The following is a 17,096-nucleotide window of genomic DNA, read 5'->3' as shown; positions in this document are numbered from 1 at the left end:
AGTCGCCGGTGGTGATCAGCGGGCCCGTGGGTCTGTGGTGTGTGCTGCCGGCGTGTTGTGGGTCACGGCCTGGTTGCTGAAGCTCACTGCGTCGTTGCCTGCTGCGTCCTGCACCACGTTGTCGCCCGTGGGCTTGGTGTAGCTCACGGTCACGGTGGTCTCCGCGCTGGTCACGGTGCGGCTCAGCGTCAGCGTCACGGTCTTGCCCGATACGGCCACGCTGTTCACGCTGATGGCCGCATTGCCTGCGCTGCTGACCGCAAAGGCCGAGGCGGCTGCGGTGTTGGTGGCATCCAGGTTGCCCTCGTCGGTGTAGGTCAGCACCAGTTGGTTGCCGGTGACCACGGCGGTGTTGATCACCGGGGCCGTGTTGTCTGCTCCGGGTGTGGTGGCCGGCGTGTTGTTCGTCACGGGCTTTGCGCTGAAGCTCACTGCGTCGTTGCTTGCCGCGTCCTGAATGACGTTGTTGCCGCTCGTGGGCTTGGTGTAGCTCACGGTCACGGTGGTCTCCGCGCTGGTCACGGTCGCGGCTCAGCGTCAGCGTCACGGTCTTGCCCGATACCGCCACGCTGTTCACGCTGATGGCCGCATTGCCTGCGCTGCTGACCGCAAAGGCCGAGGCGGCTGCGGTGTTGGCGGCATCCAGGTTGCCCTCGTCGATGTAGGTCAGCACCAGTTGGTTGCCGTTGACCACGGCGGTGTTGATCACCGGGGCCGTGTTGTCTGTTCCGGGTGTGGTGGCCGGCGTGTTGTTCGTCACGGGCTTTGCGCTGAAGCTCACTGCGTCGTTGCTTGCCGCGTCCTGAATGACGTTGTTGCCGCTCGTGGGCTTGGTGTAGCTCACGGTCACGGTGGTCTCCGCGCTGGTCACGGCGCGGCTCAGCGTCAGCGTCACGGTCTTGCCCGATACGGCCACGCTGTTCACGCTGATGGCCGCCGCATTGCCTGCGCTGCTGACCGCAAAGGCCGAGGCGGCTGCGGTGTTGGCGGCGTCCAGGTTGCCCTCGTCGGTGTAGGTCAGCACCAGTTGGTTGCCGGTGACCACGGCGGTGTTGATCACCGGGGGCGTGTGGTCAGTTCGGGGGCGTGGTGTCGGCGTGCCGTGGTGCCATGGGTCACGGCTTTGGTTGCTGAAGCTCACTGCGTCGTTGCCGGCCGCGTCCTGCATGACGTTGTCGCGCCGTGGGCTTGGTGTAGCTCACTCACGGTCACGGTCTCCGCAGTGGCCACGGTGCGGCTCAGCGTCAGCGTCACGGTCTTGCCCGATACCGCCACGCTGTTCACGCTGATGGCCGCATTGCCTGCGCTGCTGACCGCAAAGGCCGAGGCGGCTGCGGTGTTCACGGCGTCCAGGTTGCTCGCGTCGGTGTAGGTCAGCGTCAGTTGGTTGCCGGTGACCTTGGGACCCGAGTCGCCGGTGGTGATCAGCACCGGGGGCGTGGTGTCGGCTGCCGTGGTGCCATGGGTCACGGCCTGGTTGCTGAAGCTCACTGCGTCGTTGCCGGCAGTGTCCTGCACCACGTTGTCGCCCGTGGGCTTGGTGTAGCTCACGGTCACGGTCTCCGCGCTGGTCACGGCGCGGCTCAGCGTCAGCGTCACGGTCTTGCCCGATACCGCCACGCTGTTCACGCTGATGGCCGCATTGCCCGCGCTGCTGACCGCAAAGGCCGAGGCGGCTGCGGTGTTGGCGGCATCCAGGTTGCCCTCGTCGATGTAGGTCAGCACCAGTTGGTTGCCGGTGACCTTGGGACCCGAGTCGCCGGTGGTGATCAGCACCGGGGGCGTGGTGTCGGCTGCCGTGGTGCCATGGGTCACGGCCTGGTTGCTGAAGCTCACTGCGTCGTTGCCGGCAGTGTCCTGCACCACGTTGTCGCCCGTGGGCTTGGTGTAGCTCACGGTCACGGTCTCCGCGCTGGTCACGACGCGGCTCAGCGTCAGCGTCACGGTCTTGCCCGATACCGCCACGCTGTTCACGCTGATGGCCGCATTGCCTGCGCTGCTGACCGCAAAGGCCGAGGCGGCTGCGGTGTTCACGGCGTCCAGGTTGCTCGCGTCGGTGTAGGTCAGCGTCAGTTGGTTGCCGGTGACCTTGGGACCCGAGTCGCCGGTGGTGATCAGCACCGGGGGCGTGGTGTCGGCTGCCGTGGTGCCATGGGTCACGGCCTGGTTGCTGAAGCTCACTGCGTCGTTGCCGGCAGTGTCCTGCACCACGTTGTCGCCCGTGGGCTTGGTGTAGCTCACGGTCACGGTCTCCGCGCTGGTCACGGTGCGGCTCAGCGTCAGCGTCACGGTCTTGCCCGATACCGCCACGCTGTTCACGCTGATGGCCGCGTTGCCCGCGCTGCTGACCGCAAAGGCCGAGGCGGCTGCGGTGTTCACGGCGTCCAGGTTGCTCGCGTCGGTGTAGGTCAGCGTCAGTTGGTTGCCGGTGACCTTGGGACCCGAGTCGCCGGTGGTGATCAGCACCGGGGGCGTGGTGTCGGCTGCCGTGGTGCCATGGGTCACGGCCTGGTTGCTGAAGCTCACTGCGTCGTTGCCGGCAGTGTCCTGCACCACGTTGTCGCCCGTGGGCTTGGTGTAGCTCACGGTCACGGTCTCCGCAGTGGCCACGGTGCGGCTCAGCGTCAGCGTCACGGTCTTGCCCGATACCGCCACGCTGTTCACGCTGATGGCCGCGTTGCCCGCGCTGCTGACCGCAAAGGCCGAGGCGGCTGCGGTGTTCACGGCATCCAGGTTGCCCTCGTCGGTGTAGGTCAGCACCAGTTGGTTGCCGGTGACCACGGCGGTGTTGATCACCGGGGCCGTGGTGTCTGTTCCGGGTGCGTGGTGGCCGGCGTGTTGTTCGTCACGGGCTTTGCGCTGAAGCTCACTGCGTCGTTGCTTGCCGCGTCCTGAATGACGTTGTTGCCGCTCGTGGGCTTGGTGTAGCTCACGGTCACGGTGGTCTCCGCGCTGGTCACGGCGCGGCTCAGCGTCAGCGTCACGGTCTTGCCCGATACGGCCACGCTGTTCACGCTGATGGCCGCATTGCCTGCGCTGCTGACCGCAAAGGCCGAGGCGGCTGCGGTGTTGGTGGCATCCAGGTTGCCCTCGTCGGTGTAGGTCAGCACCAGTTGGTTGCCAGTGACCACGGCGGTGTGGATTACCGGGGGCGTGGTGTCGGCTGCCCGGGTGTCCACGGTGTAGTTGGCGCTGGCGATCGTGCCCGTCGCGCTATTGCCCGCCAGGTCCCGCACACCGCTCATGTTCACGCCGATGGTGTTGCTCGCGTCGTTTATGTTGGCGCTGGGCGTGAAGGTCGCGGTCCAGGTTTTTCCGTCTGCGCTGGCTATCAAAGGACCCAGTGTGCCGTTCGCGTTCGAGAGGTCTATCTTGCTCGCATCGAAACCGTTGACTGCCTCGTTGAAGCTGAAGCTGACGGTCGTGGTTTCGCCAACGGTCAGGCTGCTGTCGGCCAGCGTGATGGTCACGCTGGGGAGCACGGTGTCGATGTCGTAGCGGACCGTGGAGTCCGCCGTGCCCACCCCGGCGTTGCCCGCAAGGTCGGTGATTCCTGCCAGGTTCACGCTGATCTTGTTGCCCGTCGTACTGCTGACGGAGGGGGACTCCGGGGCCTTCAGCGTGACTTCCCAGGTGGTGCCGCCGTCGGTCCTGCGCAGGTTGGACAGGGTCGCGCCTCCCTCCACGGTCAGGTCGGCGATGCTGAAGCTGTCGGGGGCTATGTCTTCGGAGAAGCGGATCGTGACGGTGGTGCTTTCGCCCAGGTGCAGTTTGTCGTCACGGAGCGTGATCGGGTTGGTCGCCGCCAGCGTGGGGCGCTTGGTGTCGATGCTGTAGTTGGCGCTGTTGGTGATGCCTACCCCGGCCCTTTCGGCTGCGTTCCTGACCCCGGTCATGTTCACGCCGATGCTGTTGCTCGCGTCCTCCGTGGTGGCCGTGGGCGTGAACGTGGCGGTCCAGATTTTTCTGTCCGTGCCCACCGCGGTGAGCGGACCCAGCGTGCCGTTGGCGTCCGTCAGAACGATGTCCTCGGAACTGAACCCGGTGACGGTCTCGCTGAAGCGGAAGGTGACGGTCGTCGTTTCCCCCGCCTTGAGCGTGGTATCGGTCAGCGTGATCGTGGCGGTCGGCACGACGACGCCGCCGGCAGGCCGGGTGTCCACGGTGTAGTGGGCGCTGCTGACCGGGCTCAGCGTGCCATTGCCCGCCAAGTCCCGCACGCCGCTCATGTTCACGCGGATGGTGTTGTTCGTCACGTTGTTCACGTTCTCCGTGGGCGTGAAGGTCGCGGTCCAGGTCTTTCCTGCTTCGCTGGCCGTCAGCGGACCCAGTGTGCCGTTCGCGTTCGAGAGGTCTATCTTGCTTGCGTCAAAGCCGCGGACGACCTCCGTGAAGCTGAAGGTGACCAGCGCGGTTTCGCCACTCGTCAGGTGGTTGTCGGCCAGCGTGATGGTCACGCGGGGGGGGTCAACGTCGATGTCGTAGCTGACCGTGGAGACCGCTGTGCCCGCCCCGGCGTTGCCCGCGAGGTCGGTGATTTGGGCCAGGTTCACGCGAATCTTGTTGCCCGTCGAACTGTTGACGGAGGCAGGATTCAAGGCCTGCTCAATGGGCCCCGGGGCCGTCAGCGTGATCTCCCAGGTGGTGGTGCCGCCGCCGGTGCTGCGCAGGTTGGACAGCGTTGCGCCTCCGCCCACCGTCAGGTCGTCGATGCTGAAGCTGCTGGCGTCGATGTCTTCGGAGAAGCGGATGACGACGGTGGTGCTCTCGCCCAGGTGCAGTTTGTCGTCGGTGATCGTGATCGGGTTGGTCGCCGCCAGCGTGGGGCCCGTGGTGTCTGCTGGCGTGTCGTTGCGCACCGCGGTGGCCGCGAAGCTGGCCACGTCGTTGCCGGCAGCGTCCTGTATCGCGCGGACATCGTCGTTGGCCGTGGGGTCGCTGTAGGCAACGGTCACGCTCTGACCATGCGCCACGGGGGTGCTCAGCGTCAGCGTGACGGTCTTGGCCTGCGCGTCCACGGCGACCGCGGTGACGGCGTTCGCCACGCTGCCGACGCGCACCGTAAAGGTCTCGTTGGTCGGCTTGTGCTCCAGGGTCGCGTCCAGTGGGTTTGCGTCGTTGAAGCGCAGCACCAGTTGGTTGCCGCGGACCGTGGCCGTGTCGAGTACCGGGGCCGTCGTGTCCTGCGCTCCGGTGTTCACGGTGTAGTTGGCGCTGCTGGCGCTGCCCACACCGGCGTAGCCCCCCGTGTTGGTCACGCCCGTGAGGTTCACGCGGATGGTGTTCGTCGTGTCATTGACGTTGGCCGTGGGCGTGAAGGTCGCCGTCCAGGTTCTGCCGTCTGCCGCGGCCGTGAGCGGGCCCAGCGTGCCGTTGGCGTCGGTGAGCACGACGTCGTCGGCCGCAAAGCCGCTGATGGCCTCGCTGAAGCGGAAGGTGACGGTCGTCGTTTCTCCCGCAGTGAGCGCGGTGTCGGCCAGCGTGATCGTGGCCGTAGGGCCTGTGGCGTCGCCAGAACGCGTGTCCACGCTGTACTTGGCGCTGGTGAATATGCGCGCATCGCTATTGCCCGCCACGTCCGTCACGCCGCCCTTCACGCCGATGGTGTTGTCCGCTCCGCCGTTGGTGTTGGCCGTGGGCGTGAAGGTCGCGGTCCAGGTTTTGCCGTCTGCACCGGCCGTCAGCGTGCCCAGCGTGCCGTTCGCGTTCGAGAGCTCTATCTTGCTCGCATCAAAGTTGGTGACGACCTCGTTGAAGCGGAAGGTGACGGTGGTGGTTTCGCCAACGGTCAGGGTGCTGTCGGCCAGCGTGATGGTGGCGACGGGGGGCCGAAGGTCGATGTCGTAGCGGACCGTGGAGTCCGCTGTGCCCACCCCGGTGTTGCCCGCGAGGTCGGTGATTCCGGCCAGGTTCACGCGGATCTTGTTGTTCGTCGAGTTGGGGATGTCAGGGGATGCCTGTATGTAATCCTCGAGACTCGGGGCCGCCAGCGTGACCGTCCAGGTCGTGCCGCCGTCGGTGGTTTGCAGGTTGGACAGCCTCGCGCCGGCCCCCTCCGCGGTCAGGTCATCGAGGCTGAAACTGCTGGCAGCGATGGCTTCGGAGAAGCGGATGGTGACGGTGGTGCTTTCGTCAAGGGCCAGTTTGTTGTCGCCGATCGTGATCGGGTTGGTCGCCGCCAGCGTGGGGGGCTGGGTGTCCGGTGGCGCCGACGTGCTGTTGGTCACCGCCCGGTCGCTGAAGTTCGCTGCGTCGTTGCCCGCAGCGTCCTGCACCACGGCGCCGGATGCGGGCTTGGTGTAGCTGACGGTCACCGTCTCCGTTGCGGCCACGGCGCGGCTCAGTGTCAGCGTCACGGTCTTGGCTGTGGCGTTTACCAAGGCGCTGCTGACGGTGATGGCCGCCGTGCCTGCGGCGGTGTTCACCGTAAAGCCTGCGTTGCCCGCGAGGGCTGCCGCGTCCAGGGTGCCCGCTTCCGTGTACGTGAGCACCAGCTGGGCGCCGGTGACCGTGGCGCTGTGGAACTCCGGGGGCGTGGTGTCTGCTGGCGCTGGCGTGGTTGACGTGTTGTTGGTGACAGCCCGGTCGCTGAAGTTCGCTGCGTCATTGCCCGCAGCGTCCTGCACCACGGCGCCGGATGCGGGCTTGGTGTAGCTGACGGTCACGGTCTCCGTTGCGGCCACGGCGCGGCTCAGCGTCAGCGTCACGGTCTTGGCTGTGGCGTTTACCACGGCGCTGCTGACGGTGATGGCCGTCGCGCCTGCGGCGGTGTTCACCGTAAAGCCTGCGTTGCCCGTGAGCGCTGCCCCGTCCAGGGTGCCCGCTTCCGTGTACGTGAGCACCAGCTGGGCGCCGGTGACCGTGGCGCTGTGGAACTCCGGGGGCGTGGTGTCTGCTGGCGCTGGCGTGGTTGACGTGTTGTTGGTGACAGCCCGGTCGCTGAAGTTCGCTGCGTCGTTGCCCGCAGCGTCCTGCACCACGGCGCCGGATGCGGGCTTGGTGTAGCTGACGGTCACGGTCTCCGTTGCGGTCACGGCGCGGCTCAGTGTCAGCGTGACGGTCTTGGCCGTCGCGTTCACCACGGCGCTGCTCACGGTGATGGCCGTCGCGCCAGCGGCGGTGTTCACCGTAAAGCCTGCGTTGCCCGTGAGCGCTGCCGCGTCCAGGGTGCCCGCTTCCGTGTACGTGAGCACCAGCTGGGCGCCGGTGACCGCGGCGCTGTGGAACTCCGGGGGCGTGGTGTCTGCTGGCGCTGGCGTGGTTGACGTGTTGTTGGTGACAGCCCGGTCGCTGAAGTTCGCTGCGTCGTTGCCCGCAGCGTCCTGCACCACGGCGCCGGATGCGGGCTTGGTGTAGCTGATGGTCACGGTCTCCGTTGCGGCCACGGCGCGGCTCAGCGTGAGCGTCACGGTCTTGGCCGTGGCGCTTACCACGGCGCTGCTCACGATGATGGCCGCTGCGCCAGCGGCGGTGTTCACCGTAAAGCCGGCGTTGCCCGTAAGGGCTGCCGCGTCCAGGGTGCCCGCTTCGGTGTACGTGAGCACCAACTGGTTGCCGGTGACCGTGGCGCTGCTGAATACCGGGGCCACGGTATCTGCTGCGGGCCGGGTGGTGTCCACACTGTAGTTGGGGCTGGCGACGTCACCCTCGCCGGCGTTGCCAGCGGCGCCGGTTACCCCGGCGGTGTCTACCTCGATGACATTCGTCGGGGCGTTGACGTTGGCCGTGGCCGTGACCGTGAAGGTGGCCGTCCAGACCGTGCGCTCGGCGTTGGCCACGGGCGCGCTCAGCGTGCCGTTGGTGCACACGATGTCGCTGATGTCAAAGCCGTTGACGGGCTGGTTGAAGGTGAAGGTGACGGTGGTGGTCTCGCCCGTGGTGAGCGCGTTGTCGGCCAGCGTGATCTCCAGATTGAGAGCGGGTGGGGCTGGCGTGTTGTTCGTCACGGCCTGGTCGCTGAAGTTCGCTGCGTCGTTGCCCGCAGCGTCCTGGACCACGGCGCCGGATTCGGGTTTGGTGTAGCTGACGGTCACCGTCTCCGTGCTGGCCACGGCGCGGCTCAGTGTCAGCGTCACGGTCTTGGTCGTGGCGTTCACCAAGGCGCTGCTGACGGTGATGGCCGCCGCGCCAGCGGCGGTGTTCACCGTAAAGCCGGCGTTGCCCACGAGCGCTGCCGCGTCCAGGGTGCCCGCTTCCGTGTACGTGAGCACCAACTGGTTGCCGGTGACCGCGGCGCTGTGGAACTCCGGGGGCGTGGTGTCTGCTGGCGTGTTGTTCGTCACGGCCTGGTCGCTGAAGTTCGCTGCGTCGTTGCCCGCAGCGTCCTGCACCACGGCGCCGGTCGCGGGCTTGGTGTAGCTGACGCTCACCGTCTCCGCGTTGACCACGGCGCGGCTCAGTGTCAGCGTTACGGTCTTGGCCGTGGCGTCTACCACGGCGCTGTTTACGGTGATGGCCGTTGCGCCAGCGGCGGTGTTCACCGTAAAGCCGGCGTTGCCCGCGAGCGCTGCCGCGTCCAGGGTGCCCGCTTCCGTGTACGTGAGCACCAACTGGTTGCCGGTGACCGCGGCGCTGTGGAACTCCGGGGGCGTGGTGTCTGCTGGCGTGTTGTTCGTCACCGCCTGGCTGCTGAAGTTCGCTGCGGCGTTGCCCGCAGCGTCCTGCACCACGGCGCCGGTCGCGGGCTTGGTGTAGCTGACGCTCACCGTCTCCGCGTTGACCACGGCGCGGCTCAGTGTCAGCGTCACGGTCTTGGCCGTGGCGTTTACCACGGCGCTGCTCACGGTGATGGCCGCCGTGCCTGCGGCGGTGTTCACCGCATAGCCTGCATTGCCCGCGAGCGTCACCGCGTTCAGGCTGTTGGCGTCGGTGTAGCTGATCACCAGTTGGTTGCCGGTGACCGCGGCGCTGCTGAACACCGGGGGCGTGGTGTCTCCCGGCGTGGGCGTGATGTTGGTCACGGTCATGACATTGAAGTTGGCCGCGTGGTTGCCCGCCACGTCCTGCACCACATTGCCGGATCCGGGCTTGGAGTAGCTGACGCTCACCCACTGACCGTAGGACACGGGAACGTGTTCGAGTGTCAGCGTCACGGTATTGGCCGCCCCGTTCACCACGACGCTCTTGATGTGGAAGCTTTCTACCGGGAGGCCGCCGTTGTTGTTGTGGCGGTATACCGTAAAGCCTCCAGTGCCCGACAGCGCTACGTCGGCCAAGTTGTTCTGTTCGGTGTAACTGATCACCACCTTGTCGCCGTTGGCCGTGGCGCTGTGGAACTCCGGGGGCGTGGTGTCTGCTCCCGCGGGTGTGTTGTTGGTGACGGCCCGGTCGCTGAAGTTCGTTGCGTCGTTGCCCGCAGCGTCCTGCACCACGGCGCCGGATGCGGGTTTGGTGTAGTTGACGGTCACCGTCTCCGTGCTGGCCACGATGCGGCTCAGTGTCAGCGTCACGGTCTTGGCCGTCGCGTTCACCACGGCGCTGCTCACGGTGATGGCCGCCGTGCCTGCGGCGTTGTTCACCGTAAAGCCTGCATTGCCCGCGAGCGCTGCCCCGTCCAGGGTGCCCGCTTCCGTGTACGTGAGCACCAGTTTGCTGCCATTGACCGCGGCGCTGTGGAACTCCGGGGGCGTGGTATCTGCTGGCGTGTTGTTCGTCACGGCCTGGTCGCTGAAGTTTGCTGCGTCGTTGCGGGCAGCGTCCTGGACCACGGCGCCGGTCGCGGGCTTGGTGTAGCTGACGCTCACCGTCTCCGTGCTGGCCACGATGCGGCTCAGTGTCAGCGTCACGGTCTTGGCCGTGGCGTTTACCACGGCGCTGCTCACGGTGATGGCCGCCGTGCCTGCGGCGGTGTTCACCGCAAAGCCGGCGTTGCCCGCGAGCGCTACCACGTCCAGGCTGTTGGCGTCGGTGTAGCTGATCACCAACTGGTCGCCGGTGACCGCGGCGCTGCTGAACACCGGGGGCGTGGTGTCTCCCGGCGCGGGCGTGATGTTGGTCACGGTCGTGATATCGAAGTTGGCCGCGTGGTTGCCCGCCACGTCCTGCACCACATTGCCGGATGCGAGCCTGGAGTAGCTGACGGTCACCCGCGCACCGTGGTACACGGGACGTTCTGTGAGTGCCAGCGTCACGGTCTTGGCCGCCCCATTCACCACGACGCTCTGGACGGTGAACTCTCCTGCAACTCTCACTAGCCCGCCGTTGCCGTAGTACTCGCGGTATACCGTAAAGCCTCCCCCGCCCGACATCGTTACGTCGGCCAAGCTGTTCTGTTCGGTGTAACTGATCACCAGCTTGTCGCCGTTGACCGTGGCGCTGCTGAATACCGGGGGCGTGGTGTCTGCTCCCGCGGGCGTGTTGTTGGTCACCGCCCTTTCGCTGAAGTTTGCTGCGTCGTTGCCCGCAGCGTCCTGCACCACGGCGCCGGATTCGGGTTTGGTGTAGCTGACGCTGACCGTCTCCGCGCGGGCCACGACGCGGTCCAGTGTCAGCGTCACGGTCTTGGCCGTGGCGTTCACCACGGCGCTGCACACGCGGATGGCCGCCGTGCCTGCGGCGGTGTTCACCGTAAAGCCGGCGTTCTGCTCGAGTGCTGCCGCGTCCAAGGTGCCCGCTTCGGTGTATGTGAGCACCAGCTGGTTGCCGGTGACCACGGCGGTGTTGATCTCCGGGGGCGTGGTGTCTGCTCCGGGTGTGGTGGCTGGCGTGTTGTTGGTCACCGCGGTGGCCGCGAAGCTGGCCGCGTCGTTGCCGGCAGTGTCCTGGATGGCGTTGGTGTCGTTGCCGGTCGTGGGGTCGGTGTAGGCGACGGTGACCGTCTGGCCATGGGTGACCGCCGTGCTCAGCGTGAGCGTGACGGTCTTGGCTTGGGCCTGGACGGTGACGTTGGTGACGGCGTTTGCGACGCCGTTGACAAGCACCGTAAAGGCCCCGTTCGCCGGCTTGTGGACCGGGTCCGCTTCCAGGTTGCTCGTGTCGCTAAAGCTGAGTACCAACTGGTCGCCGGTGACCGCGGCGCTGCTGAACACCGGGGGCGTGGTGTCTGCTGTTGGCGCAGGCGTGTTGTTGGTCACCTCGGTAGCAGCAAAGCTGGCCACGTCGTTGCCGGCAATGTCCTGGATTGCGTTGGTGTCGTTGCCGGTCGTGGGGTCGGTGTAGGCGACGGTGACCGTCTGGCCATGGGTGACCGCCGTGCTCAGCGTGAGCGTGACGGTCTTGGCCCTGGCCTGGACGGTGACGGTGGTGACGGCGTTCGCGACGCCGTTGACCAGCACCGTAAAGGCCCCGCTCGCCGGCTTGTGGATCGGGTCCCCGTCCAGGATGCCCGTGTCGCTAAAGCTGAGTACCAACTGGTCGCCGGTGACCGCGGCGCTGCTGAACACCGGGGGCGTGGTGTCTGCTGTTGGCGCTGGCGTGTTGTTGGTCACCGCGGTGGCCGCAAAGCTGGCCGCGTCGTTGCCGGCAGTGTCCTGGATGGCGTTGGTGTCGTTGCCGGTCGTGGGGTCGGCGTAGGCGACGGTGACCGACTGGCCATGGGTGACCGCCGTGCTCAGCGTGAGCGTGACGGTCTTGGCTTGGGCCTGGACGGTGACGTTGGTGACGGCGTTTGCGACGCCGTTGACAAGCACCGTAAAGGCCCCGTTCGCCGGCTTGTGGACCGGGTCCGCTTCCAGGTTGCTCGTGTCGCTAAAGCTGAGTACCAACTGGTCGCCGGTGACCGCGGCGCTGCTGAACACCGGGGGCGTGGTGTCTGCTGTTGGCGCAGGCGTGTTGTTGGTCACCTCGGTAGCAGCAAAGCTGGCCACGTCGTTGCCGGCAATGTCCTGGATTGCGTTGGTGTCGTTGCCGGTCGTGGGGTCGGTGTAGGCGACGGTGACCGTCTGGCCATGGGTGACCGCCGTGCTCAGCGTGAGCGTGACGGTCTTGGCCCTGGCCTGGACGGTGACGGTGGTGACGGCGTTCGCGACGCCGTTGACCAGCACCGTAAAGGCCCCGCTCGCCGGCTTGTGGATCGGGTCCCCGTCCAGGATGCCCGTGTCGCTAAAGCTGAGTACCAGTTGGTCGCCGTTGACCTTGGGGCGCGTCGTGTCGCCGGTGGTGATCAGCTGCGGGGGCGTGGTGTCTTCTGGCGCGGGCGAGCGGAAACCATCAGAGCCCAGAATGTTGTTGATGACGGCCCGGTCGCTGAAGTTTGCTGCGTCGTTGCCCGCAGCGTCCTGCACCACGGCGCCGGATTCGGGCTTGGTGTAGCTGACGGTCACCATCTCCGCTGCGGCCACGGCGCGGCTCAGCGTCAGCGTGACGGTCTTGTCCGTTGCATTCACTACGGCGCTGCTCACGGTGATGGCCGCCGTGCCTGCGGCGGTGTTCACCGTAAAGCCTGCGTTGCCCGTCAGTGCTGCCGCGTCCAGGGTGCCCGCTTCCGTGTACGTGAGCACCAGCTTGTTGCCGGTGACCACGGCGGTGTTGATTACCGGGGCCGTGGTGTCTGTCGGCCGGGTGTTCACGGTGTAGTTGGAACTGGCGGCGGTGCCTGCGCCCGTGCGCTGTGCGTTATTGGTCACGCCGGCCAGGTTTACGCGGATGGTGTTGGTCGCGTCCTCGACGCCCGCCGTGGGCGTGAAGGGGGCCGTCCAGGTGATGTTGTCGGTGGTGCGCAGCGTGCCGAGCGTGCCGTTGGCATTCATGAGGTCTACGTCGGTGGCGTCAAAGTCGTGGACGCGCTCGCTGAAGGCGATGGTGACGGTGGTGGTCTCGCCGGTGGTGAGCGCGCTGTCGGCCAGCGTGATGGTCGCGGTGGGGCGCGTGCCGAAGGCGCTCGTGGTGTTGACGTGGTAATCGATGGCGGAGAGCATTCTTGAGTCTGGGCCTGGGCTTATGTTTGGGGTGCCTGGCAGGTTGCCCGCAGCGTCGGTTATTCCGCGCAGCAGCACAGCTATATGGACTACGTTGTTGTTGAGTGTGCTGGTCGTCGGGGCGGTGAGTGTGGCGGTCCAGGTGGTGCCGCCGTCGGTGGAGACCACGTTCGACACCGTGCCGCCGTCGGCGACCGTGTTGGCTGTATCGGTGTAGGGGATGATGGAATCGGCGTTGAACCCCGTCACCGCTTCGCTGAAGACAAAGGTGAGGGTGGCTGTTTCGCCGGCGCTGAGGGTGGTGCCCGTCTTTCCGGGTACGAAGGTGATGCTGGATGCCGTCAGCGTGGGCCCGAAGTAGTCCACGGTGTAGGTGGGGCCGTAGTGGTCCTCCGCCGGACCCCAGTTACCCGCGAGGTCCGTCAGGTGGCCCCTGTGCAAAATGATCTTGTTGCCGCCCTTTGGGCGCCCGTTGGAGTCGTTGACGTAGTTGTTCTGACTCAGTGTGGCGGTCCAGGTCTGACCTTCATCGTTGGTGCTCCAGGCGCTCAGAGTGCCCCGGACCGGCGAGCTGCTGTGCACCTCGACGTCGTCGTGGGTGAATTCGCGGACTTTTTCGGAAAAGCGGATGGTGACGATGGCGTCTCTGGAGTTCAGTCCCAGCGTCGTCTTGTCCATCGTGATCGTGGCGGTGGGCCGCTGGGTGTCGATGGCGTAGGTGTTGCTCGATTCCACCGTGCGTGTTCCGTTGGCCTGGAGGCCATCGCGATCGGTCACGCCGGTAAGGTCCACGCTGACTTTGTGGTCCTTCGAGGTATGGGTCCCCGGCGGGGCCGTCAGTGTGGCGGTCCAGGTGTTGCTATGGCCGTTGGCGTCGGGGTTGCTGGGGCGCGGAGCGGACAGCGTGCCCTTTCCTGCGGGCACCTGCAGGTTTCCGCTTCCCAAACCCTTGACCGGTTCGGAGAAGAGGAAGGTGACGGTGGTCGTGCTCTTGTCAATCGACAGCGTGCTGTCGCTGAACGTGATGGAACTGACGGGCAGCCGCGGGGGCGTGGTGTTGTCTGGTGGGGTCAACAGGCCTTGGGCATGGGTCACGGGTTGTGCGTTGAAGCTTGCTGCCTGGTTGCCGGCAGCGTCCCGCACCCCACCGGATGCGGGCTTGGTGTAGCTGACGGTCACGGTCCCCTCCGTTGCGGCCACGGGGCGGCTCAGCGACAGCATCACGGTATTGTCCATTGCGCTCACCGAGGTGGCGAGGACGTTGACGGAGCCAGCGGCGGTGGTGACCGTAAAGAGGCTGGAGCTGAGTATTGTCCGGTCCAGGGTGTCGGCTTCCGTGTACGCAAGCTCCAGCAGGTTGCCGAAGCCGATGAGCCTGGCGGTGTTGATCACCGGGGGCGTGGTGTCTGGTCCCGCAGGCGTGTTGTTGGTGACGGCCCATTCGCTGAAGTCCGGTGAGTCGTTGCCGGCAGCGTCCTGCACCACGGCGCCGGTTGCGGGCTTGGCGTAGCGGACGTGGAGCGTCTCCGTGCTGGTCACGGCGCGGTCGAGCGTGAGCGTGATGGTCTTGGCCGCCCCGTTCACCACGGCGCTGGTCACGGTGGTGGCGATGCTGCTCAGCACCCTGAAGCCTGCGTTGCCCGTGAGTGCTGTCTCGTCCAGGGTGTTGGATTCGAGGTACGTGAGCACCAGCTGGTTGCCGTTGACCGTGGCGTAGAAGATGCGCGGGGGCGTGGTGTCTGGCGCGAACGTCCGGGTGTTCACGGTGTAGTTGAGACTGGTGGCGTTGCCTGCGCCCGTGCGATGTGCGTTATTGGTCACGCCGGCCAGGTTCACGCTGATGGTGTTGGTCGCGTCCTCGACGCCCGCCGTGGGCGTGAAGGTGGCGACCCAGGTGATGTTGTCGTTGGTGCGCAGCGTGCCGAGCGTGCCGTTGGCATTCGTGAGGTCTATGTCGGTGGCGTCAAAGTCGTGGACGCGCTCGCTGAAGGCGATGATGACGGTGGTGGTCTCGCCCCTGGAGAGCGCGTCGTCGACCAGCGTGATGGCCGCGGTGGGGCGCGTGCCGGAGGTGCGCGTGGTGTCGACGTTGTACGTGATGGTGCTGGCGAGATTTCTTGTGCCTGGGCCACCTCCCGGGTTGCCCGCAACGTCGATCACTGGGGCCTGAAGCAGGGCGATCTTGACGTTGTTGAGTGTGACGGTGTTGGCCGTCGGGGCGGTGAGTGTGGCGGTCCAGGTGGTGCCGCCGTCGGTGGAGACCACGTTCGACACCGTGCCGCCTTTGGCGTCCTCCACGTCAGTGCGCGTGGCATCTGCTTCGGTGTAGGGGATGATGCAACTGGCGTTGAACCCCGTCACCGCTTCGTTGAAGACAAAGGTGAGGGTGGCTGTTTCGCCGGGGCTGAGGATGGTGTCCGTCTCTCCGGGTGCGAAGGTGATGCTGGATGCCAGCAGCCTGGGCCCGACGTAGTCCACGGTGTAGGTGGGGCCGTATTGGTCCTCCTCCGGACCCGAGTTGCCAAACGTGTCAATCACGCTGTGCTTGCGCAAAACGATCCTGTTGCCGCCCTGTGGGCGCCCGTTGTTGTTGCTGTCGTTGTTCGGAGTCAGTTTGGCGGTCCAGATTTGACCCGAGACGTAGGTGCGGCCATCCGAGCTCTGGTCGCCATGGACGGGGCGCAAGTCGCTCAGAACGCCCTGGACCGGTGAGTCGCTGTGCACCGCGATGTCGTCGGTGGTGAAGCTATTGACGGGTTCGGAGAAGGTGAAGGTGACGGTGGTTTCTCTGGCGTTCAGTCCCAGCATCGTGGCCATCGTGATCGTGGCGGTGGGCCGTTCGGTGTCGACTTTGTAGGAGTTACTCGATTCCACAATGCGTGTCGTGGCCTGGAGGCCATCGCGATCGGTCACGCCGGCGAGGTCCACGCTGATTTTGTGGCTCACCGAGCGGGCCCCCGATGGGGGGGCCGTCAATGTGGCGGTCCAGACGGTGCTATGGCCGTTGGCGTCGGGGTCGCTGGGGCGCGGAGCGGACAGCGTGCCCGGTCCCCCACGCGACTGCCAGTGGGGACTCGTGAACTGCAGGTTTCCGCTTCCCAAACCCTTGACCGGCTCGGAGAAGGTGAAGGTGACGGTGATCGTTCTCTCGTTAAGCGTCAATTTGTCGCCGCTGAACGTGATGTCACGCGCGGCCAGCGAGGGGCGCTCGGTGCCGACGGTGTAGCTGTCGCTGTAGACGGAGTTGCTTCCTCCGGAGGAGTCCTGCAGGGTGTTGACGGAGTAGTTGTCGCTGTAGACGGGGTTGCTTCCTCCTGAGGAGTCCTGTCCCGCGTTGCCATGCAGGTCGCGCACTTGGCTGACGTTCAGGCCGATCTTGCAAGCTTCGGCGTTTGCCGTGTTGGCTGTGGGCGTGAAGGTGGCGGTCCAGGTGATGCCGTCGTCGGTGCTGGAGGGGTCGCTCAGCGTGCCGTGGGCATTGGAGAGGTCGAAGGCTGCCTTGACGCTTGCGCCGGTGACTTTCTCGTTGAAAACGAACTGGACCCTGGCGGTTTCGCCGGCTGCAAGGCTGGTGTCGTCGAGCGTGATGCTTGTGACCCGGGGGTTGACGGTATCGACGGAGAACCAATCGGATTGGGAGGTCCCTGAGCCCCCACGGCCGGCCCGATCCAGCAGATTGGCAAGGTCCATGCTGATGCGGCCGCCGGCGCTTTCCGTGTCGTCATTCGCACTCAGTGTGGCCCAGTAGTGACTTCCATCGATGGGGTCCCTGCTCAACCTGCTGGTCCAGCGGGTACCGGACGGCATGCTCGTGCAGTCGTCGGCGAGGACGAAACTCGACTGCAGCGGCTCCTCGTTGAACCTGAAATGCACGGTGGTCGATTCACCCTTGCCCAGCTTGTATTTGTCGGCCTGAATGCTGACGGAAGTGATGGTCATGGCGTTCTCCTGAAAGGTTGGTGTGCGGTTGCGGACTGGGGTTGCAGTTCCGGCTACGGGTTGGGGTTCCGCCGCGGAACGGCAGTGGATACGTAACAGAGGTGACGCGCATTTAATCACAGTTTTTTTCAGCTGCCCAGGTCCAGCCGCTCAATCCCTGTGCAGAGCAGGGCGCAGGCGGTGATCTCGTCCACTCCCTTGGGTATGGGCCAAGGGCCTGTGGCGCTCCCTCGCCATGCCCTTTGCGCGCGCTCATCCATTGCGTGCAGGGCCCTTTTGTTACACCGTGCCCGCTGTTTTTTT

Annotated in this window: 3 protein-coding genes and 2 pseudogenes; all 5 read right to left on the bottom strand. The window is 66.0% G+C overall.

What is annotated here, in order from left to right; all coding sequences use genetic code 11:
- Positions 1-15 precede the first annotated feature (15 nt).
- Positions 16-522 carry a SwmB domain-containing protein gene (locus D5041_RS00700; RefSeq protein ID WP_265283606.1) on the bottom strand — a complete coding sequence of 169 codons (507 nt, stop codon included), beginning with the start codon at positions 520-522 and terminating at the stop codon, positions 16-18.
- Between the two features lie 64 nt (positions 523-586).
- Positions 587-709, bottom strand: a pseudogene (locus tag D5041_RS22060) (SwmB domain-containing protein); the annotation flags it as partial.
- 168 nt (positions 710-877) lie between these two features.
- A pseudogene (locus D5041_RS22055) lies at positions 878-1,168 on the bottom strand (SwmB domain-containing protein); the annotation flags it as partial.
- Positions 1,138-2,796, bottom strand: a complete 1,659-nt coding sequence (locus D5041_RS00690) for a SwmB domain-containing protein (protein WP_265283604.1) — start codon at positions 2,794-2,796, stop codon at positions 1,138-1,140. The pseudogene D5041_RS22055 and the gene D5041_RS00690, both read right to left, overlap by 31 nt.
- The gene (locus tag D5041_RS00685) at positions 2,793-16,793 is read right to left on the bottom strand and encodes a SwmB domain-containing protein (RefSeq protein WP_265283603.1); all 14,001 of its coding nucleotides are present in this window, start codon (positions 16,791-16,793) and stop codon (positions 2,793-2,795) included. The genes D5041_RS00690 and D5041_RS00685 overlap by 4 nt, the downstream gene beginning before the upstream one ends.
- Positions 16,794-17,096 lie beyond the last annotated feature (303 nt).

It is taken from the genome of Verminephrobacter aporrectodeae subsp. tuberculatae, assembly GCF_026127385.1.
Taxonomy (GTDB): domain Bacteria; phylum Pseudomonadota; class Gammaproteobacteria; order Burkholderiales; family Burkholderiaceae_C; genus Acidovorax; species Acidovorax aporrectodeae.
The sequence above is the reverse complement of the archived record's forward strand: the minus strand, read 5'-3'. Positions and strand labels throughout refer to the sequence as shown.